The organism is Streptomyces sp. TBY4, from assembly GCF_024213195.1.
GTDB lineage: Bacteria > Actinomycetota > Actinomycetes > Streptomycetales > Streptomycetaceae > Streptomyces.
Genome location: NZ_JANAVF010000007.1, coordinates 340757 through 359497 on the forward strand (window position 1 = coordinate 340757; position 18741 = coordinate 359497).

The 18741-nt window shown below is 72.3% G+C and carries 21 protein-coding genes and 1 pseudogene; 14 read left to right on the forward strand and 8 right to left on the reverse strand.

Annotation, left to right across the window (positions count from 1 at the left end):
* Positions 1-9 precede the first annotated feature (9 nt).
* Together meaB and NLX94_RS39630 are read left to right on the forward strand one after the other, a co-directional pair.
* Complete coding sequence (gene meaB, locus NLX94_RS19755) at positions 10-1005, forward strand: methylmalonyl Co-A mutase-associated GTPase MeaB (RefSeq protein WP_254384271.1); 996 nt, start codon at positions 10-12, stop codon at positions 1003-1005.
* Between the two features lie 40 nt (positions 1006-1045).
* Positions 1046-1120: a 50S ribosomal protein bL37 gene (locus NLX94_RS39630; protein WP_099895366.1), complete on the forward strand. Its 75-nt coding sequence runs from the start codon at positions 1046-1048 to the stop codon at positions 1118-1120.
* 79 nt (positions 1121-1199) lie between these two features.
* Here the strand turns inward: NLX94_RS39630 and NLX94_RS19760 are convergent, their stop codons facing one another.
* The 3 genes from NLX94_RS19760 to NLX94_RS19770 all read right to left on the reverse strand — a co-directional run bounded on the left by NLX94_RS19760 (position 1200) and on the right by NLX94_RS19770 (position 3241).
* On the reverse strand, positions 1200-1760 hold the full coding sequence (locus NLX94_RS19760) for a PepSY domain-containing protein (protein WP_254384272.1): 561 nt from the start codon (positions 1758-1760) through the stop codon (positions 1200-1202).
* Between the two features lie 118 nt (positions 1761-1878).
* Complete coding sequence (locus NLX94_RS19765; protein ID WP_254384382.1) at positions 1879-2355, reverse strand: MarR family transcriptional regulator; 477 nt, start codon at positions 2353-2355, stop codon at positions 1879-1881.
* A gap of 82 nt (positions 2356-2437) precedes the next feature.
* Positions 2438-3241, reverse strand: a complete 804-nt coding sequence (locus tag NLX94_RS19770) for an AIM24 family protein (protein ID WP_254384383.1) — start codon at positions 3239-3241, stop codon at positions 2438-2440.
* A 158-nt stretch (positions 3242-3399) separates the two neighbouring features.
* Here NLX94_RS19770 and NLX94_RS19775 point away from each other — a divergent pair, with 158 nt between their 5' ends.
* The gene (locus NLX94_RS19775; protein ID WP_254384273.1) at positions 3400-4623 is read left to right on the forward strand and encodes a transposase; all 1224 of its coding nucleotides are present in this window, start codon (positions 3400-3402) and stop codon (positions 4621-4623) included.
* Positions 4624-4635: 12 nt separating this feature from the next.
* On the opposite strand, the gene NLX94_RS19780 is transcribed toward NLX94_RS19775, so the two are convergent.
* Positions 4636-5286 (reverse strand): AIM24 family protein, encoded by a 651-nt coding sequence (locus tag NLX94_RS19780; protein WP_250744760.1) that lies wholly within the window; start codon positions 5284-5286, stop codon positions 4636-4638.
* Positions 5286-5924 (reverse strand): AIM24 family protein, encoded by a 639-nt coding sequence (locus NLX94_RS19785; protein WP_254384274.1) that lies wholly within the window; start codon positions 5922-5924, stop codon positions 5286-5288. Before NLX94_RS19785 ends, NLX94_RS19780 begins: the two co-directional genes overlap by 1 nt.
* Before the next feature lie 161 nt (positions 5925-6085).
* On the opposite strand from NLX94_RS19785, the gene NLX94_RS19790 reads away from it, so the two are divergent.
* The 5 genes and pseudogenes from NLX94_RS19790 (at position 6086) to NLX94_RS19810 (ending at position 9670) form a co-directional block, all read left to right on the forward strand.
* On the forward strand, positions 6086-6430 hold the full coding sequence (locus tag NLX94_RS19790; RefSeq protein WP_254384275.1) for a DUF3817 domain-containing protein: 345 nt from the start codon (positions 6086-6088) through the stop codon (positions 6428-6430).
* Positions 6427-6723 carry an MTH1187 family thiamine-binding protein gene (locus tag NLX94_RS19795; protein WP_254384276.1) on the forward strand — a complete coding sequence of 99 codons (297 nt, stop codon included), beginning with the start codon at positions 6427-6429 and terminating at the stop codon, positions 6721-6723. The genes NLX94_RS19790 and NLX94_RS19795 overlap by 4 nt, the downstream gene beginning before the upstream one ends.
* A 46-nt stretch (positions 6724-6769) precedes the next feature.
* Positions 6770-7396: a C39 family peptidase gene (locus NLX94_RS19800; protein ID WP_254384277.1), complete on the forward strand. Its 627-nt coding sequence runs from the start codon at positions 6770-6772 to the stop codon at positions 7394-7396.
* A 50-nt stretch (positions 7397-7446) separates the two neighbouring features.
* Positions 7447-7800 (forward strand): annotated as a pseudogene (locus NLX94_RS19805) (galactose oxidase early set domain-containing protein); the annotation flags it as partial.
* Between the two features lie 280 nt (positions 7801-8080).
* Complete coding sequence (locus NLX94_RS19810; RefSeq protein ID WP_254384278.1) at positions 8081-9670, forward strand: serine/threonine-protein kinase; 1590 nt, start codon at positions 8081-8083, stop codon at positions 9668-9670.
* Between the two features lie 70 nt (positions 9671-9740).
* Here NLX94_RS19810 and NLX94_RS19815 read toward each other — a convergent pair whose 3' ends face one another.
* Positions 9741-10766: a glycoside hydrolase family 6 protein gene (locus NLX94_RS19815; RefSeq protein WP_254384279.1), complete on the reverse strand. Its 1026-nt coding sequence runs from the start codon at positions 10764-10766 to the stop codon at positions 9741-9743.
* A 140-nt stretch (positions 10767-10906) separates the two neighbouring features.
* Positions 10907-11998, reverse strand: coding sequence for a DUF5937 family protein (locus tag NLX94_RS19820; RefSeq protein WP_254384280.1), 1092 nt, complete (start codon positions 11996-11998; stop codon positions 10907-10909).
* Between the two features lie 239 nt (positions 11999-12237).
* On the opposite strand from NLX94_RS19820, the gene NLX94_RS19825 reads away from it, so the two are divergent.
* From NLX94_RS19825 to NLX94_RS19850, 6 genes are all read left to right on the forward strand, one after another.
* Positions 12238-13644 carry an MFS transporter gene (locus NLX94_RS19825; protein WP_254384281.1) on the forward strand — a complete coding sequence of 469 codons (1407 nt, stop codon included), beginning with the start codon at positions 12238-12240 and terminating at the stop codon, positions 13642-13644.
* A gap of 21 nt (positions 13645-13665) precedes the next feature.
* Positions 13666-14175, forward strand: a complete 510-nt coding sequence (locus NLX94_RS19830) for a MarR family transcriptional regulator (protein WP_254384282.1) — start codon at positions 13666-13668, stop codon at positions 14173-14175.
* A gap of 106 nt (positions 14176-14281) precedes the next feature.
* Positions 14282-15331 carry an MBL fold metallo-hydrolase gene (locus NLX94_RS19835; RefSeq protein ID WP_254384283.1) on the forward strand — a complete coding sequence of 350 codons (1050 nt, stop codon included), beginning with the start codon at positions 14282-14284 and terminating at the stop codon, positions 15329-15331.
* A gap of 10 nt (positions 15332-15341) precedes the next feature.
* Positions 15342-15671 (forward strand): DUF3817 domain-containing protein, encoded by a 330-nt coding sequence (locus NLX94_RS19840; RefSeq protein WP_254384284.1) that lies wholly within the window; start codon positions 15342-15344, stop codon positions 15669-15671.
* 97 nt (positions 15672-15768) lie between these two features.
* Positions 15769-17469 carry a methylmalonyl-CoA mutase gene (locus NLX94_RS19845; RefSeq protein WP_254384285.1) on the forward strand — a complete coding sequence of 567 codons (1701 nt, stop codon included), beginning with the start codon at positions 15769-15771 and terminating at the stop codon, positions 17467-17469.
* Between the two features lie 34 nt (positions 17470-17503).
* Complete coding sequence (locus tag NLX94_RS19850) at positions 17504-18055, forward strand: hypothetical protein (protein WP_254384286.1); 552 nt, start codon at positions 17504-17506, stop codon at positions 18053-18055.
* Here NLX94_RS19850 and NLX94_RS19855 read toward each other — a convergent pair.
* A complete protein-coding gene (locus tag NLX94_RS19855; RefSeq protein WP_254384287.1) occupies positions 17997-18659 on the reverse strand; it encodes a TetR/AcrR family transcriptional regulator in 663 nt (220 codons plus the stop codon). The genes NLX94_RS19850 and NLX94_RS19855 overlap by 59 nt on opposite strands.
* Positions 18660-18741: the final 82 nt, after the last annotated feature.

Here is an 18741-nt window from a genome sequence, read left to right on the forward strand (position 1 = left end):
GCAGCAAGAATGACGGCGGTGGACGTCCCCCAGCTGGTGGCCCAGGCCCGTGAGGGCAGGCCGAGGGCGGTGGCCAGGCTGATCTCGCTGGTCGAGGGGGCGTCCCCGCAGCTGCGCGAGGTGATGGCGGCGCTGGCGCCGCTCACGGGCAACGCGTACGTGGTGGGCCTCACCGGCTCCCCGGGCGTCGGCAAGTCCACCACCACCTCGGCGCTGGTCTCCGCGTACCGGCAGGCCGGCAAGCGGGTCGGCGTGCTCGCCGTCGACCCGTCCTCGCCCTTCAGCGGGGGCGCGCTGCTCGGCGACCGGGTGCGCATGTCGGACCACGCCTCCGACCCGGGGGTGTACATCCGCTCCATGGCCACCCGCGGCCACCTGGGCGGACTCGCCTGGGCCGCCCCGCAGGCGATCCGGGTGCTGGACGCGGCCGGCTGCGAGGTGATCCTCGTCGAGACCGTCGGGGTCGGGCAGTCGGAGGTGGAGATCGCGGCGCAGGCCGACACCTCGGTGGTGCTGCTGGCCCCCGGGATGGGCGACGGGATCCAGGCCGCGAAGGCGGGCATCCTGGAGATCGGCGACGTCTACGCGGTGAACAAGGCCGACCGGGACGGCGCGGACGCCACCGCCCGGGAGCTGAACCACATGCTGAGCCTGGGGGAGTCCCGGGGCAAGGGCGACTGGCGGCCGCCGATCGTCAAGACGGTCGCGGCGCGCGGTACGGGCATCGACGAGCTGGTCGAGGCGCTGGAGAAGCACCGGGCGTGGATGGACGAGCACGGGGTGCTGGCGCGGCGGCGCACGGCCCGGGCCGCGCGCGAGGTGGAGACCATCGCGATCACCGCACTGCGGGCCCGGCTGGCCGACGTGCACGGCGACGCCCACCTGGAGGCGCTGGCCGCGCGGGTCGCTCGGGGAGAGCTGGACCCGTACGCGGCTTCGGACGCGCTGCTTGCGACGCTGACGGAAGCGGCGGAACCGGATGCGGAGCCCGCGGGCCGGTCATAGACTGGCGAACGCCCGGAATGCCCCGACGCAGGGAGGTTTCATGGCGAAGCGCGGCAACAAGAAGCGAGCCCGCAAGAAGAAGAAGGCCAACCACGGAAAGCGTCCCAACGCCTGACCGTGAGCACTGACTGATCACATACGGAAGCCGCACCCCGTCCACGGGGTGCGGCTTCCGTGCGTGTGGCGCGCGGGGCTCAATTGTCCCCGTCGTCGTTGTCATCGGTTTCGGAGTGGACCACCTTGGCCGAGGCGGTGTCCACGTGGACGTTCTGGGTCTTTCCGTCGGTCGTCTTGACCTCGACGTTCCAGACGGCGGCGCGGCCGTTGTCGTCGTCGTCCCACTCGACCGACCAGACCTTGCCGGGGTGGGCGGCCACGGCCGTCTTCATCGCCTGCTCGGCGGTCACCTTCGCGGCGAGCAGCGCGGCGTACTCGTCCGCCTGCTGATCGTCGTCCTGGTTCTCCTTGGTGACGCTGCCGCTCGCGGCGTCCACCTCCAGTTCCGAGTGGGTGCCGTCCTTGCTGACCACGTCCACGTGCCAGACCGCCCCGTCGCGGTCCAGGGACTCGATGACGCCGGGGTTGGCCTTCAGGGCCGCCGCGGCCGCCGCCTCGGCGGTCACGTCGGCGCGCGCGGCGGTGGCCGCGGTCAGGGCGGTCGGGGTGGCGGCGGCCGCCGTCGCCGCGGCCGCCACCGGGCCTCCCAGTGCCAGAACCACGGCTGCGGCCGCCGAAACGAAACTGTTGCGCTGCATGGCTGGACCTCCTCAGGCCGACCACGTGCGCCTACGGTCGCTCGGCTGGGCCGGCTGCGAGTGCGTTGTTCCCATTGTCCGGTGATCCGCCGGGATGGGCGCGCCGAGCGGCCCGGGCTCAGGCCTTGCCGCGGCCCGCGCGCAGGTGCTCGGCGACCGGTGTGAGCGCGGCGCGCAGCGCGGCGAGGGCTTCCGGCGGGAGCAGGTCGATGAAGTGCCGGCGGACGGACGCCACGTGGTGCGGGGCCACCTTGCGCATCGTGTCCATGCCCTCGGGCGTGAGGACGGCGTAGAGCCCGCGGCGGTCGGACTCGCAGTTCACGCGGCGGACGAGGCCCGCCGTTTCCATGCGGGTGATCTGGTGGGAGAGCCGGCTCTTGGACTGCAGGGTCGAGGTCGCGAGGTCGCTCATCCGCATCCGGTGCTCCTCGGACTCGGAGAGGTTCACGAGGATCTCGTAGTCGTTGTTGGTGAGCCCGAACGGCTGGAGGTCCTTTTCCAGCTGGTGGGACAGCAGTCTGCTGACGTCCAGGTGGGTGCGCCAGGCGCACTGCTCGGCGTCGGTCAGCCAGGGGGTGGCCGTCTCGGTCTCGATGGTCTCCATGAAAGAACTCTACCTAAGAAGTTGAATTACGTACAAAGATGCCGCGGGTGGAGCGGTTTCCTGCGTCCGATTCCTACAGTCCGAAGCGCCTCTGGAGATCACCCAGCTGCCCCGGCATCCGCGGTACGCCGAGCTGGCCCAGCGGGCCCTGTCCCTGCCCGGGCACGCCCTGCGCGTTGCCCGCGGCCGCGCCGGCGCCCACGGCCCCGACCGCCTGCTCCGCCATCATCGTCTCCGAGGACTGGAGCAGTACCGTACCCGCGCCCACGAACTCGAACTGGTGCTCCTCGCCCGAAGAGCCCCCGATGCCCGTCAGCGAGCGCAGCCCGCCGAGCACGCCCGACATGTACCCGTGGTCGTAGTGGTGGCACGGGGACGGGCAGTCCGCCCACCCCACCAGCGCCTGCGGGTCCACGCGCAGCGGCGGCTCCATGAACACCACCGGACCGCTGGAGGCCGCCACGAACTTCCCGGTGCCGATCAGGGTGAGGAAGCCCGGGACGATCGACTGCTTCAGCGCCAGGGAGGGCTGGTAGGCGAGCAGGTTGCCCGACCGGATGGTGAGGTTGCCGTTGTCCAGGTCGTACGAGTTCACGTCGAAGGCCCGGTCGGCCAGCAGCATCTTGCCCTGGCCCTCGGCCACCACCCAGTCGCTCGCGTGCAGCGGCGAATGGAAGCTGGTGCGCAGCAGCCGGTCGAACCGGCCGTGGCCGATGCCGTTGAACTCGATGCGCCCGTAGTAGGCGATCATCTTGCCCTTCTGCAGGAACCACTGGCTCCCCTTGAGCTCCACGCAGAAGGTGTAGGCGTTGACGTTGTCGTCGGACGGCAGGGTGTACGGGTCGAAGACGGTCGGACCGCCGGGCCCACCGGTCACGGGACCAAAGTTCACCGGATCTCTCCCAGCATGCTCCGGGCTTCGGCCCGTGGAGGAATGGGTCCCGCCATCGTAGGTGCGGAGCGTAGGAGTTCTGCTCGCATCTGCCGTGACCTGCACTTTCTGGTGTTGTCAGCGGATGGGTCTAGGTTGCTCCCGTGACGGCACCCCAGGAGACCGAGGCGACCGCGCGTGCCCGGTTCACCTTCCGGCTGCGGGTGTCGCCGACCGCGCTCGCCAAGTTGTCGGGTGAGTGGGCGCGATGCCGGTGGGTTTGGAACGAGTGCGCCGCTCGGTCGAAGAAGGCCCATGCCGAGGGCGAGAACTGCGGGCCGGCCCGGCTGGACAGGATGCTGACGGAGGCGCGTACCCGCAACACATGGTTGCGTAATGGCAGCAGCGTTCCGCAGCAGCAGCTGGTACGCGATTTCGGGAAGTCGCGTGCCAAGGCGTTGAAGGACATCAAGGCCGGGTTGCCGGTGCGGCAGCGGGCGGGGATGCCCCGGTTCAAGAGGAAGCGCGCGGCCGATCCGAGCCTGAACTACACCCGGCGCGGTTTCCGGATCAAGGACGGCCGTCTGCATCTCGCGGGCGGCATCAGTCTGAGGGTGGTGTGGTCCCGCGCTCTCCCGGCGGAGCCGTCGTCGGTGCGGGTCTTCCGCGACAGCCTTGGGCACTGGTATGCGTCTTTCGTCGTCTGTATCGACGTGCAGCCCCTGCCTGAGACGGGTGCGGTGCTCGGGATCGACTGGGGTGTGAAGGAGACGGCGACCACCACGAGCGACGCCCACGACCTCCCGCACGACGGGCACGGCAGGAAGGCTGCCGCCGGGCTTGCCCGCTATCAGCGGATGATGGCCCGCCGGAAACCAGCGAAGGGCACACCGGGTTCGAGGGGCTACCTGGCGGCGAAGAGGCTGGCAGTGAAGCTCCACAAGAAGGTGGCCCGGCAGCGGCAGGACACCGGTCGCAAATGGGCCAAGGCCGTGGTCCGCGACCACGACGCCCTCGCCGTGGAGGACTTCCGGCCGCGCTTCCTCGCCAAGTCGACCATGGCCCGCAAGGCCGCCGATGCGGCGATCGGCGCGACCAAGGCAGCCCTGATCGCGATGGCCCGCAAGCACGGGCGCATCGTGCACCTTGTCCATCCCGCGCACACCACCATGGACTGCGCGCAGTGCGGAGCGAGAACCAAGCACGCACTACCTCTCTCAGAACGTACCTACACCTGCACCGCGTGCGGTGCCGTGTCCCCCAGGGACAAGAACTCCGCACACGTCATGCTGGTCCGGGCTGGTCTCAACCCGGCTGGTGCCGATCGTGCAAGAGCTGCCGGACCGCCGGTCCACAGCCAACGTGAGCCAGGAATCCCTGCCCCTTGAGGCGGGGAGGATTCAAAGCTTCTCCTCCGAGGCCTGTACGTACACCGCGCCCTGGCCGGACAGTTCCAGCTGGAACGCCTCGCCCGAGCCGCGGCCGACCATGTCCCGCCAGCCCAGTGCCGTGGACAGCTTGTTGCGGACCTCGCCGTGGTGGGCGACGTAGGCCTGCGGGTCCACGTGGATCGGGCGGTTCGGGTGGATCGGCAGTTCGATGACCCCGCCGTGGGCCATCACCGCCACCGAGCCGTGGCCCTTGAGGGTGGTGGTGAACAGGCCCTGGCCGGTGACCTGGCCGCGGACCATGCCCATGACCCCGCCCTGCGCGCCCATGAACATGGTGCCCTGCTGGAGGGTGCCGTCGAAGGCGAGCAGCCGGTCGGCCTCCACGTAGAGGGTCTCGCCGGTGAGGCTGATGACCTGGATGTGGTGGCCGCCGTGGCCGAACATCACGGTGCCGCTGCCCTCGACCTCCATCAGCGGGGTCTGCTCGTTCGCCACGCGGCGCCCGATCATGCCCATCACGCCGCCCTGGCCGCCGGTCAGGCTCGGGGTGAAGGAGACCTCGCCGCGGTAGGCGAGCATCGCGCCGCGCTGGCTGTACATCTTCTGCCCCGGGACGACCTGGGCCTCGACCATCTTCGAGTTGATCTCGCGGAACGGCATCAGACGTCGCCCCCGACGGTGTTGCGCTCGCTGGGCTGCACGTACACCAGGCCCTCGCCCTCGAAGCGGATCTGGAAGGCCTCGCCGGAGCCCTCGCCGATCAGCGTGCGGAAGGTCACGCCGGACTGGAAGGACTGCTGGAGGTTCCCGGTGTGCGCGATGTACGCACCCGGGTCGACCGACAGCGGGTACTGGGAGCTGACCCGCAGCACCACCGCCGGGCCGTCGGAGGTGATCGCCGCCTGCCCGCTGCCCTCGACGGTCGTGGTGAACAGGCCGTTGCCCGTCGTAGCGCCGCGCAGGCCCGTGAAGGTAGTGCCGGTGCGCAGGCCGGCATCGGTGCACAGCAGGTTGCTGGACTCGACGTACAGCTTCTCGCCGCGCAGATTGACCAGATTGATCTCACTCGCCCGGTCGGCGAAGAAGCAGGTGCCGTGACCCTGCACTTCCATCACGGTCATCTGCTCGCCGGTGAGCCGCCGGGTCACCATTCCGCGGAGGCCTTCGCCGCCGCCCGTCATCTTCTTGAAGGCCATCTGGCCGTCGTACGCGACCATGGCGCCGTTCTTCGCTTTCACGGCGTCCCCGGTCAGGTCGACGGCGAGCACCTTGCTGCCTTGGAGTCGGAACTGAGCCACGGGAAGACGGTATCCGCAGCGGGCGGCACCGAACAGGGCCCGTTGGCCGATATCACACCCGGCCCGTCCCGGTCCGCCGGGACCCCGGGCCCCGCGGCAAGATCGCCGGGGGCGGCTGAGACACTGGGACGGACCCCCGGCATCCACCCCGAAGGTTCCACGTGGACATCAAGACCGCTTCCGCCCTGCACCGGCTGCGCCTCATCTCCGTACCGGAGGCGCTCTCGTTCCCGGCGCTGCTGATCTTCGGCTCGGTGCTGAGCCGCGTCTCGGACATCGACTACCTGATGATGCCGCTCGGCATCATCCACGGGATCCTGTTCGTCATCTACGGGGTCTTCCTGCTGGACGTCTGGGTCAAGGCGAAGTGGCCCCTGAAGAAGGTCGTGCTCTTCTTCCTGCTGGCGCTGGTCCCCTTCGGCGGGCTCTACGGCGACCGCGTCCTCAAGCGCGACGAGTCGGCCGGCGTCCTCGCCGCCCGCGCCCGTGAGGCGGCCCGCGCATGATGATCGCCTTCTCGGTGACCCCGCTGGGCGTCGGCGAAGAGGTCGGCGAGTACGTGGCCGACGCCGTCCGCGTCGTCCGCGCTTCGGGGCTGCCGAACCGCACGGACGCGATGTTCACCACCATCGAGGGCGAGTGGGACGAGGTGATGGACGTGGTCAAGCGTGCGGTGGCCGCCGTGGAGGAACGCGCGCCCCGGGTCTCCTTCATCCTCAAGGCCGACATCCGCCCCGGCGTCACGGACGGCATGACCTCCAAGATGGAAACGGTGGAACGCCACCTCGCCGGGGGCTGAGCCGTCCGGTCCGCGGGGGGAGCGGAATGCAGCAGACTTCGGAGGCATGACCGCTTCCGTGATCAAGCACGTCGTCCCGTACTACTCCCAGTGGGAGTCCGCCGATCTGGTGCCCGGGTTCGTCTCGGGGGCCGATGCGGCCCGGGATCCTCTGTGGGCCGGGTCGGGGGCCGACTCCCCCGAGGAGTACGCCTTCTGGGCGCCCCGGATGTGCGGGGTGGCCTGCCTGCGGATGGTGCTGGGGAGCCTGGGGCTTGCGGTGCCGCCCTCGGTGGAGCTGGTGAAGGAGCTGTCCGGGGCCGGGGCGTACGTGCGGGACGGGGACGCGGTGAAGGGGCTGATCTACCAGCCGTTCGCGGAGTACGTCGCTGCCCGCTGGGGTCTGGACGCGCGCTCGGCGCCCGTCCTGGACCACGGGGCCGTCCGGGACGTGCTCGCCCGGGGCGGTCTGGCGATGCTGTCGGTCCACTGGTCCATCCGGACCCTCGCCCCCGTGGTGGACGCCAGGGGCGGTCACCTGGTGCTCGCCGTGGGGGCCACCGAGGACGCCGTCCTCGTGCACAACCCCTCCGGTTTCCCCGGCGCTTCCCAGCGGTACGCGTCCGTCCCCTGGGTCGACCTGGACCGCTTCTACGCCGGACGCGGGATCCTGCTGGGAGGCCGGACCGGCTGAGGGCGGCGGCCCGGGCCCCGCGCCACCGCTTCCCGGTGCGGTGACCCGTTCGGCTGGGCCGCTTCGAACACCGGCTGGAGGTCTACAGACCGCCCTACCTGCACCGGGACCCGGCGCTGCGGCCGGTCCTGGGGGAGGGGCCCGAGGAGGTCCGGCTCGGCGGCCGCGCCACCTTCCGGGCGCCGAAGGCCGAGCGGATCCAGCGGGCCCGGCTGATGCGGCCGAGCGCGGTCACGCACACCACCGACGTGGAACAGCGCTCGATCGAGCTCGGACTGGAGAAGACGGCCGGCGCGGTGACGGTCACCGTGCCGGGCGACCCGACGCTGGTGCCGCCCGGCTGGTACATGCTGTTCGTGACCGACGCGGACGGGACCCCGTCGGTGGCGAAGTGGGTCCGGGTGCGGCCGGCTCCGGAGCCGTCGCCGCCTCCGCCGCCCCCGTCGACGGAGTCGCCGGACGGCTGGCTGGGCCCCGCCGGGGCCGGGTCCGGCTAGGCGGCGCACCCCGGAGGCAGGAGGAGCGCACGCGGCGCCCCGCAGGCGGACACCCCGGTTCCCTACTCGTCGTCCCCGGCGCGTGGCACGATATTGCAGTTGGCCCAAGTGGCCTTCCTTTAAGGGGTGTTAGGTGGATCCGCTGACCAGCGGAGATCCGAGGCAGGTAGGGCCGTACCGACTGCTGATGCGCCTGGGAGAGGGGGGAATGGGGCGGGTGTACCTGGGGCGTTCGCCCGGTGGCCGGACGGTGGCCGTGAAGCTGGTGCATGCCGGGCTGGTCGGGATGCCGGGCTTCCGGGAGCGGTTCGCCAGGGAGGTACGGGCCTCACGGGCCGTCTCGGGGACGGGCACCGTGCCGGTGGTGGCCGCCGACCCCGACGCCGCGATTCCGTGGTTGGCCTCCGCCTACGTTCCGGGCCCTTCGCTCGCCGAGGCCGTGCACCAGCACGGGCCGCTGCCCGAGGCGTCGTTGTGGCGACTCCTGTCAGGACTGGCCGAGGCTCTGGAGGCGGTACACGCCTGCGGGCTCGTCCATCGGGACCTGAAGCCCTCGAACGTCCTGCTGTCCCTGGACCGCCCCCTGCTGATCGACTTTGGGATCGCGCGGGCCGCCGACGGGGCCGATCTGACCGGGACCGGACTCGTGGTGGGTTCGCCCGGATACATGTCGCCGGAGCAGGCCGAAGGCCGGGAGGTGGGTGCGGCCAGCGACGTGTTCTCACTCGGAGCGGTGCTCGTCCACGCAGCGACCGGACGAGCAGCCTTCGGCAGCGGCACCGGACCGGTGCTGCTGTACCGGATCGTTCATCACGACCCCGACCTGAGCGGCCTGCCGGACGCGTTCGCCGTCATCGTGCGGGAGTGTCTGGAAAAGTCTCCGGAGCGCAGACCCTCCCCTGCGGCGTTGCGAGCCCGGGCGGAAGCCGCCCGACCGAGCGGCGGAGCCGACTGGCTGCCGGCTCCGGTCGCTTCCGCGATCGCCCGCAAGGCCGAGCACCTGCTCAACCTGGACGGGGAGGAACATGCCGGGACCGACGGCGGACGGGCCTCGGCTCCACCCGCCGTCATCGCGACCGAGATGGATCCCCGCCCGGCCCTTGACCCGCATGCCGTACCGACCCGGATGGCGGCCGGCAGTGGTGTCCCCGCACCTCCGCCACGGCAGGCACCTTCCCGTCCCGGCCCGCCCCGTGGCCGGGGCTTCAGAGCCCTTCCCTGGGTCATCGTCGCCGCTGTCGCAGCGGTCACGGTGGGAGTGATCGCGGCCGACACCGACGGTGATTCGACGCCCCCCGGAGCCGGACCCCACACGACTTCGCCACATCCGACTCAGCAGGTGACGGCCCCTTCGACCGCGCCCACGACAAAGGCTCCTGCGAAGCCGACGACGGCCGACCCCACCGAGTCGGCGACGGAGGAGCCGTCACCCCTGGCCGGTAAGTGGCGCGGCAGCTACTACTGCAGCAAAGGTGAGACGGGCCTGATCCTCACCATCTCTCAGAATGCCGACGACCTCACCGCCACCTTCGACTTCTACCCTCTTCCCTCCAATCCCGGGTTGTCCCGGGGTTCCTTCGCCCTGCGGGGAACGCACGCCGGCACGCGCATGAGGCTCTTTGCCGAGCGATGGCTCCAACAGCCGGAGGGCTACGAGATGGTCGGTCTGTCGGCGGAGGTGGGCGGGAAGTCGCCGCGGACGATCACGGGATCCGTCACCAACGCGGACGGCACGCCACGGGACTCCTGTTCCACCTTCACCGTGGAGAAGAACTGATGAGGTCCCCGGCAGCGGCGAGGACCGCGGCCGCCGGCGGGCCTGACCGGCACGATCCGGAGGGGACGGCCTAGTCGGTGGAGCGGCGGGCCAGGCCCAGGGCGTAGTCCGGCCACCAGGTACCGGCCGGGGGGCCGCCGCGGCAGGTGCCGTCCGATTCGCCCGGCCGCTTGACCCAGAGGTACGCGTCCACGAGCGGGTCACCCGTACCGTCGGTCGGCGGTGTGCCCAGCGCCCGGCCCGGCGGGTTGCACCAGGCCTGGGCGCGGTCGCCCCGGAGCGGGCCGTCACCGTTGCGGCTGGTGTCGATGACGAAGTGCTTGCCCTTGGCGGCCCTGGAGAGGGCGGCGCCGTACTCCCGGGCTCCCGTGCTGGGCTGGAAGTTGGAGACGTTGAGGGCGAAGCCGTCGGCGCGGTCGAGACCGGCCGCGTAGAGGGGAGCGACCAGCTTCTTCGGGTCCGGGATCCAGGCCGGGTTGCCGGCGTCCAGGTAGACCCTGGTGTTCTTGTTGTGCTTGAGCCGGTCGACGGCCTCGGACAGCAGCCGCAGCCGCTCGTCGCGGTGACCGGCCTGCGTGCAGCCGTCCACGAGGTGCGGGACGGCGTCCGGCTCCAGGACGACCAGGGCCTTCGTGTCCGCGATGTTGTCGGCGAAGGCGCCGATCCAGCTCCGGTAGGCGGTGGCGTCCTTCGCACCGCCCGCCGAGTGCTGCCCGCAGTCCCGGTACGGGATGTTGTACGCGACGAGGACCAGGGTGCGGCCGGCCTTACGGGCGCCCGCCCCGGCCCGGCGGATCTCCGGGCCGGGGTCGCCGGCCGGGCCCCACAGCGCCATCGGCCGGTCGGCGATGCGGCGCAGCACCTGGGCGTCGCTGTTGCGGCCCTGCGCCTCCCAGGCGGTGACCTGGCGGGCGGCGTCGCTCTGCGGGTCCACCCAGAACGGGGACTCGTCCACCAGGCCCACTCCCGTGGGGCGGTGGGGCGGTGCGGATTCCGGCTGGGGCGTGGGGGTGGGGGAGCAGGCGACTGCGGCCGCGAGGGCGAGGGTCGGAGCGAGGAGGGTGACGGGGCGTCTACGGGGGCGGCGGCCTGGCATCCGGCTTCCTCGGGGCGAAGGGGTGGGCTGCGAACCGGGTCATCGTGACATAACGGGCAGTTGGGGTGGGGTGCGACACCGCTGGCCGCGGTCGGGTGGGGCCGGGTGGGGGCGGGGGTGCCGCTGCGCGGGGCCGTCCCCTACCCGCCCCTCGGCCATCCCCCAGACTCCGTCCGGGGGGACCCCCAGCCGGGCTGCGCCCGGACCGCTTCGGGGGCTCCGCCCCCGGGCCTCCGCTCCTCAAACGCCGGAGGTTCGGCCCCCGTCAGCGCGATGGCCAGGGGGGTGCGTTCGTAGAGGATCTGGTGGCCGTGGCGGGAGGGGATGAGGAGGCCGGCCTGCTGGAGGGTCTTCAGGTGGGAGGAGACCGTGGAGGGGGCCAGGGACAGGCGGTGGGCCAGGGCGGTGGTCGAGGCCGGCTCGGTCAGCGCGCACAGGACGTCGGCGCGGGCGCGGCCCAGGAGGCGGGCCAGCGCCAGGGGGGCCGGGCCCGCCGGGGCGGTCCACAGGGCGCCGATGCCCCGGGCCGGGTAGGCGAGGGTCGGCTGCCACGGCGGGTCGTAGCCGCCCACCACCTCCGGCCAGACGAAGGCGCTCGGCATGAGGAGCAGTCCCTGACCGTCGAGGGAGCGGTCGTGGTGGCCCCGGCGGGCGATGGTGAGGGTGCCGTCCGACCAGCTCAGATCCGGGTGGAGCCCGTCGAAGAGGGCCTCCAGCCCGCCCGCGGCCAGCCGCCGGGAGTGGAACAGCACGTCCGCCTCCAGCAGGGCGCGCAGCCGGGGCCAGTGCGGGGCTACCAGCGCCCGCCAGGCCTGCTCGTAGAGGTCGGCCAGCTCCTGGACGGCCCGCTCCGGATCCGCGAGCATCCGCTGCCCGGCCGCACTCTCCAGCGCGCCCGGGGTGCAGACGAGGGAGCGCCGCAGGTCCTCCCGGGCGGCCTGCGGATCGGCGGCCCGGACCCGCGCGAGCTCCTCCTCGAAGGTGACCGACGGGCCCGTCGGGGGCGGGCTGAGGAAGTCCGGATTGTGCCCCGTGCGCGGCATCAGCAGCCACAGCGGCCGCAGGTCCAGGCCGGCGGCGGCCGTGCGGATCCCGCGGAGCCAGGGCAGGTGGTAGGCGTGCCGGCGCCGGTCCAGGAGGACCCGTACCGCCTCCTGGGTCTCCCAGCGGGGCGAGAACGAGAACCGGCAGCGCAGCAGGTCGGCGGGGCCGAAGCGGAAGTGAAAGGCCACGGGTCCCTCCGGGGGTGGGGCGGGATGGGGTGGTGCGGGGCGGCGGGGTGCCGGGTGTCGGGCCGGGCCGGACGTGCTGTCGGGCGGGGCGCCGGGGTCGGGCGGGAGGACTGGGTAGGACTGGGTGGGCGGGGCCGGGTGGGTCGGACAGGGTGGCGGACGGTCGGGGTCGTGTGCGGGTGATTCGGGTGAGGGCGAATCTCTGTTCTGTCAGCCTAGGGCGCGCCAAGGTCGCCCGTATGACAACCGCGAGCCGGGATACGCCCGCAGCCGAGCCACCCGCCGCCCCCGGGCAGTCCGCCCCAGGGCAGGCGCCCGCCCCCGGGCCCGGTCACGACACCGCGCAGGGTGCCGGCGGGTACCGGGCCGTCTTCCGGGTCCGGGAGTTCCGGCCCGTGTTCGCCGCGCACCTGCTGTCCGTGCTCGGCGTCGTCGTCGCCGAGATCTCCCTCACCGTGCTGGTGTACCGCGCCACCGGCTCGCCGCTGATGAGCGCGCTCACCTTCGCCCTCGGCTTCCTCCCCTACGCCCTCGGCGGCACCCTCCTCGCGCCGCTCGCCGACCGGCTCCCCGCCCGCCGGGTGCTCGTCGGCTGCGACCTCGTCTGCGCGGCCTGCGCGGCGGCCATGGCCGCGCCCGGCACCCCGGTCGCGCTGCTGCTCGTCCTGCGCTGCGCGATGGCCTTCGTCGCGCCGCTGTTCCAGGGGGCCCGCAGCGCCTCCCTCACCGACGTCCTCGGCGCCGGCGAGGCGTACGTCCTGGGCCGCTCGCTGCTGCGCATGGTGGCGCAGAGCGCCCAGCTCATCGGCTTCGGGCTCGGCGGGCTGCTGCTCACCGTGCTCGCCCCGCGCGGGGCCATCCTCCTCACGGCCGCCGGGTTCCTCGGCTCCGCGGCCCTGCTGCGCCTGGGCACCCGGGCCCGGCCCGCCCGTTCCGCGGGCTCCGGCCGGGGGGCGGACCGGGTGTCCCCGCTCGCCGGACTGCGCGCGGTCCTGGGCCGCCGCAGGCTGCGGGCGCTCACCCTGCTGTCCTGGGTGCCTCCGCTCTTCGTGGTGGTGCCCGAGGCGCTGCTGACCCCGTACGCCACCGGCCTCGGCATCTCCACCGCCGGGCTCGGGCTGCTGATGTGCGCGATGCCGGCCGGAGCCATTGCCGGGGAGGTGTGGGCGGGCTCCGCGCTCACCGCACGAACGCGTGCGCGGATCACGGCCCCGCTCGCGGCGGTCTCGCTGCTGCCGCTGCTCGCGTACGCCGTCCGGCCCGGCCTGCCGCTCCTGCTGGGCGCGCTGGTCCTCGCCGGGCTGGCCCACGCGTACACCCTCGGGCTCGACCAGTGGTACGTCGAGGCCGTCCCGGAGGAGCTGCGCGGCCGGGCGATGACCCTGCTCAGCACCGGGCTGATGACCCTTCAGGGCGTCGGCATGGCGCTCGCCGGGGTCGCGGCGGAGTTCCTGCCCGTCCACGTGGTGGTCGCGTCGGCCGCGGTCCTGGGCACCGGTGCCGTCCTGCTGCTGCTCGCCGAGGTGCGCCGGACGGACGGAGGGACGGACGGAGAGGCGGACGGAGGGACGGACGGAGGGACGGACGCAGGGACGGACGCAGGGACGGACGGGCCGAGGCGTGAGACGGATCCCGCCGCCAAATGACCGCCCGGTAGGGTCTGGTGCGTGCCCAAGCCGCTCAGCCTTCCCTTCGACCCCATCGCCCGCGCCGACGAACTCTGGCAGCAGCGCTGGGGTCCGGTGCCCTCGATGGCCGCGATCACCTCGATCATGAGGGCGCACCAGATCCTGCTCGGCGAGGTCGACGCGGTCGTCAAGCCGTACGGTCTGACCTTCGCGCGCTACGAGGCGCTGGTGCTGCTGACCTTCTCCAAGGCCGGGGAACTGCCGATGTCGAAGATCGGCGAGCGCCTGATGGTGCACCCGACGTCGGTGACGAACACCGTGGACCGGCTGGTGAAGTCCGGGCTCGTCGCCCGCCGCCCGAACCCGAACGACGGGCGCGGCACGCTCGCGTCGATCACGGACAAGGGCCGCGAGGTGGTCGAGGCGGCCACCCGGGACCTGATGGAGATCGACTTCGGGCTCGGGGCCTACGACGCCGAGGAGTGCGGCGAGATCTTCGCGCTCCTGCGCCCGCTCCGGGTGGCAGCGGCCGACTTCGAGGAGAAGTGACCCCCGGGTCCCGCTGACCCCTCCGGGTCCCGCTGACACCGGGCACCGCCCCCGCCCTCGGCGTACGCTCGGCAGAGCTGGCCCGGACCGGACCGCGGGAGGCCCGATGACCGCACTCGGCGACCTGATCGAGATCGACGACCGGACCGTCCTGGTCCTCGGTCAGGGCCTGGACCTGGGCCGCGGACAGCCGGACGTCGCCAACGCGCTGGTGCACCGGGCCGGCGACACCCTGGTGCTCGTGGACACCGGGGTCACGGAGGTCTTCCGCGCGGCCCTGCGGGAAGCGTCCGCCCGGGTCGGGCCGTGGTCGCGGGCGCTGGTGCTCACCACCCACGGCCACCTGGACCACGTCGGCAACAACGACCTGGCCGACGCACTGGGCGTACCGGCGGAGCACTGGGTCCCCGCCCCCGACCTCGACCAGATGCGGGACCCGGTGGGGTACTGGATACGGGCCTTCGAGCGGGTGGCCGGACCGGCGGAGCTGTCCGACCCCGCGGGGACGGCGGCCCGGGTGGTCTCGCTCTTCCGGCCCATGCGGCCCTTCGGCAGGACGACCCGGACCTACGAGGAACGGCCGCTGGAGCGGATCAGGACCGGCCCGCTCCGGTCCACCGGCTGGACCTTCGCCGACGGCGCGGTCCGCGTGCTGCGCAGCCAGGGGCACTGCGCCGGGCACGTGATCGTGCACCTGCGGGACCCCGGCGTCCTCCACCTGTCCGACGAGGGCAACGGGCCCTGCGGTGCGATGGCGGACGCCGACCAGCTCAAGATCCAGACGGTCCTGGGCTCCGCCGCGCTCCTCTTCGAGGCGGGGGAGGCCGCGCTCCTCACCGACGGGCACACCTTCGCGGTGCGCCCCGCCGCCGAGGCGGTGTCCCACCTGGACCGGCTGCTGGACCAGGCCATCGCCCTCCAGGAGGCCTCGCTGGGCCTGGTCGGGCAGGGCGGGCCGGTCGCCCCGGGCGGGTTCGCCGCCGGGTACGGGCGCGCCATGGCCGACCTGGGCGTCGGCGGGGCCAACCCGAATGCGCTGTTCACCGCCATGTCGGCGGTCAACCAGCTCCGCGAGCTGGGTCTGCGCCCGGAGTCCGGAGCCGCCGACGCACCCTGGTCCCGGCCCCCGTCAAGATCGTGCAAAGCGGACGGCTAGGCTCGACCGCATGAAACGAAGCGTGCTGACCCGCTACCGCGTCATGGCCTACGTGACCGCGGTCATGCTCCTGATCCTCTGTGCCTGCATGGTGGCGAAGTACGGCTTCGACACCGGCGCCGACCTGACCTTCGCGGTCTCGCAGACGCACGGTGTGCTGTTCATGATCTACCTGGTGTTCGCCTTCGACCTGGGCTCCAAGGCCAAGTGGCCGTTCGGCAAGCTCCTGTGGGTCCTGGTCTCCGGCACCATCCCGCTGGCCGCGTTCTTCGTCGAGCGCAAGATCCGCGAAGAGGTCGAGCCCCTCCTCGAAGGCGCGCCGGCCACCGTCCGCGCCTGACCCCGGCTGATCCATCCGCCGATCCGTCCACCCCCGGGGCGACTCCCCGGGGGTTGGCCATCGACATTTACTAGGACGTCCTAGTAAATTCAGAGGTATGGACGCTGACGCCATTGAGGAAGGCCGCCGTCGCTGGCAGGCCCGGTACGACAAGGCCCGCACGCGCGAGGCCGATTTCACCACGCTCTCCGGCGACCCCGTCGATCCCGTCTACGGACCCCGGCCCGGCGACTCGTACGAGGGCTTCGAGCGCATCGGCTGGCCGGGGGAGTACCCGTACACCCGCGGTCTGCACGCCACCGGCTACCGGGGGCGGACCTGGACCATCCGGCAGTTCGCCGGGTTCGGCAACGCCGAGCAGACCAACGAGCGCTACAAGATGATCCTGGCCGCCGGCGGCGGCGGGCTCTCCGTCGCCTTCGACATGCCCACCCTGATGGGGCGCGACTCCGACGACCCCCGCGCGCTCGGCGAGGTCGGCCACTGCGGGGTCGCCATCGACTCCGCCGCCGACATGGAGATCCTCTTCAAGGACATCCCGCTCGGCGACGTGACCACCTCCATGACGATCAGCGGCCCCGCCGTCCCCGCCTTCTGCATGTACCTCGTGGCCGCCGAACGCCAGGGTGTCGACCCGTCCGTCCTCAACGGGACGCTCCAGACCGACATCTTCAAGGAGTACATCGCCCAGAAGGAGTGGCTCTTCGAACCCGAGCCGCACCTGCGCCTCATCGGCGACCTCATGGAGTACTGCGCGAACGGCATCCCCGCCTACAAGCCGCTCTCCGTCTCCGGCTACCACATCCGCGAGGCCGGGGCCACGGCCGCGCAGGAGCTCGCGTACACCCTCGCCGACGGCTTCGGGTACGTGGAGCTGGGCCTCTCGCGCGGGCTGGACGTGGACCACTTCGCGTCCGGGCTCTCCTTCTTCTTCGACGCGCACCTCGACTTCTTCGAGGAGATCGCCAAGTTCCGCGCCGCCCGCCGGATCTGGGCCCGCTGGATGAAGGAGGTGTACGGGGCGAAGTCCGACAAGACGATGTGGCTGCGCTTCCACACCCAGACGGCCGGGGTCTCCCTCACCGCCCAGCAGCCCTACAACAACGTCGTGCGCACCGCCGTGGAAGCCCTCGCGGCCGTCCTCGGCGGTACGAACTCCCTCCACACCAACGCCCTCGACGAGACCCTCGCGCTGCCGAGCGAGCAGGCCGCCGAGATCGCCCTGCGCACGCAGCAGGTGCTGATGGAGGAGACCGGCGTGGCCAACGTGGCCGACCCGCTGGGCGGCTCCTGGTTCGTCGAGCAGCTCACCGACCGCATCGAGGCCGACGCCGAGAAGATCTTCGAGCAGATCAAGGAGCGCGGACTGCGCGCCCACCCGAACGGGCAGCACCCGATCGGACCGATCACCTCGGGCATCCTGCGGGGCATCGAGGACGGCTGGTTCACCGGGGAGATCGCCGAGTCGGCCTTCCAGTACCAGCGCTCGCTGGAGAAGGGCGACAAGCGGGTCGTGGGCGTCAACTGCCACCACGGCTCGGTCACCGGGGACCTGGAGATCCTGCGGGTCAGCCACGAGGTGGAGACCGTACAGGTCCGCGAGCTCGCGGAGCGCAAGGCCGCCCGGGACGACGCGAAGGTGAAGTCGGCGCTGGACGCCATGCTGGCCGCCGCCCGCGACGGGTCGAACATGATCCCGGCGATGCTGGACGCGGTGCGCGCCGAGGCCACGATGGGCGAGATCTGCAACCTGCTGCGGGACGAGTGGGGCACGTACACGGAGCCGCCGGGCTTCTGACGGCCTGTCGCCCGTGACACCTAAGGTGGCGGCCATGACAGGCCGCCACCTTCCCGTCCCCGTGTACGGAGTGAGCGCCCGCGTGCTCATGCAGACCGGCTGCGGGCCGTACGCGTACATCGCCGCCGACTTCGAGCCCCCCGGGGCGGACGGGCTGACGGAGGTCCTGAACGCCGTACCGGCCGAGCGCCGGCTGCCCGAGGTGTACGTGCCCTGCGTCCGCGCGGGCATCCTGCGCGGGCTGGACGGGGTGGCGGCCTCGGTGCTGATCACCGACGCCCACTTCCACGACGTGGACTCCTCGGAGTACGGCTACCGGCTCGCCGGGCTCGAAGCGGGCCGGGCGGCCCTGGTCGCCTCCGGGCTGCTGCCGCCGGAGGAGGCCGACAGCCTGCGCTGGGCCGACTGGCCGGGGCGCCCGAGGCCCTGGCCGGGCCACAATCCGCGCTCGGAGGCGCTGACCGCCTCGGCGCCGGCCTGGTGCGAGGACTTCCTGCCGCTGTCGGACGGCGGCCGGCCCGCGGTGGTCACACCGCCGGAGCGGCGCCGGAAGGGCCGGCGGGGGAGCCCTGGAGGCCGTACATGAGCAGGGCCGTGAAAGTGGCGACCCACAGCTCGTCCACCGGCTCGGAGCTCACCAGGGCGCGGTGTACCACGGTGCCCGCGATCACGTCGAAGATCAGGTCCGTGGTGTGGGCGGCGAGGGAGTCGTCCTCCTCGCGGGGGAGTTCACCCCGGGCCTGCGCGCGCTCGCGTCCCAGTACGACGAGACGTTTCTGCCGGTCGACGATCGCCGACCGGATCCGGTCCCGCAGGGCCTCGTCCCGGGTGGACTCGGCGACGACCGCCATGAGGGCGGTACGGGCCTCCGGGCGCCGCAGCAGCGCCGCGAACTGGAGCACCACGTACTCGATGTCGGCTTCGAGCGAGCCCCGGTCGGGGAGTTCGAGGGAGTCGAAGAGCTCCGCGACCGCGTCCACGACCAGCTCGCTCTTGCCCGACCAGCGCCGGTAGAGGGTGGTCTTCGCGACCCCGGCCCGCGCCGACACGTCCCCCATCGTCAGCTTCGACCAGCCCAGCTCCACCAGTGCGTCCCGGGTCGCCGCGAGGATCGCGGCGTCCGCCGCGGCGCTGCGCGGGCGGCCGGTGCGGCCGGGCGGGCAGGTGGTGTCGGAGCTGGGGTTGCGCATGGCGCAGACCATACCCGCCGGTAGTACGGGCGTCCGGCCCCCCGGACGTGTGGTTCAGATCACGGGGCGCGGGCGGGCGGGG

Bases quoted from the DNA above. Each gene is read 5' to 3' on its own strand.
- meaB (WP_254384271.1), top strand. From the start codon at position 10: ATGACGGCGGTGGACGTCCCCCAGCTGGTGGCCCAGGCCCGTGAGGGC.
- NLX94_RS19760 (WP_254384272.1), bottom strand. From the start codon at position 1,760: ATGCAGCGCAACAGTTTCGTTTCGGCGGCCGCAGCCGTGGTTCTGGCA.
- NLX94_RS19780 (WP_250744760.1), bottom strand. From the start codon at position 5,286: ATGCCGTTCCGCGAGATCAACTCGAAGATGGTCGAGGCCCAGGTCGTC.
- NLX94_RS19795 (WP_254384276.1), top strand. From the start codon at position 6,427: ATGATGATCGCCTTCTCGGTGACCCCGCTGGGCGTCGGCGAAGAGGTC.
- NLX94_RS19800 (WP_254384277.1), top strand. From the start codon at position 6,770: ATGACCGCTTCCGTGATCAAGCACGTCGTCCCGTACTACTCCCAGTGG.
- NLX94_RS19810 (WP_254384278.1), top strand. From the start codon at position 8,081: ATGCGCCTGGGAGAGGGGGGAATGGGGCGGGTGTACCTGGGGCGTTCG.
- NLX94_RS19815 (WP_254384279.1), bottom strand. From the start codon at position 10,766: ATGCCAGGCCGCCGCCCCCGTAGACGCCCCGTCACCCTCCTCGCTCCG.
- NLX94_RS19825 (WP_254384281.1), top strand. From the start codon at position 12,238: ATGACAACCGCGAGCCGGGATACGCCCGCAGCCGAGCCACCCGCCGCC.
- NLX94_RS19835 (WP_254384283.1), top strand. From the start codon at position 14,282: ATGACCGCACTCGGCGACCTGATCGAGATCGACGACCGGACCGTCCTG.
- NLX94_RS19840 (WP_254384284.1), top strand. From the start codon at position 15,342: ATGAAACGAAGCGTGCTGACCCGCTACCGCGTCATGGCCTACGTGACC.
- NLX94_RS19845 (WP_254384285.1), top strand. From the start codon at position 15,769: ATGGACGCTGACGCCATTGAGGAAGGCCGCCGTCGCTGGCAGGCCCGG.
- NLX94_RS19850 (WP_254384286.1), top strand. From the start codon at position 17,504: ATGACAGGCCGCCACCTTCCCGTCCCCGTGTACGGAGTGAGCGCCCGC.
- NLX94_RS19855 (WP_254384287.1), bottom strand. From the start codon at position 18,659: ATGCGCAACCCCAGCTCCGACACCACCTGCCCGCCCGGCCGCACCGGC.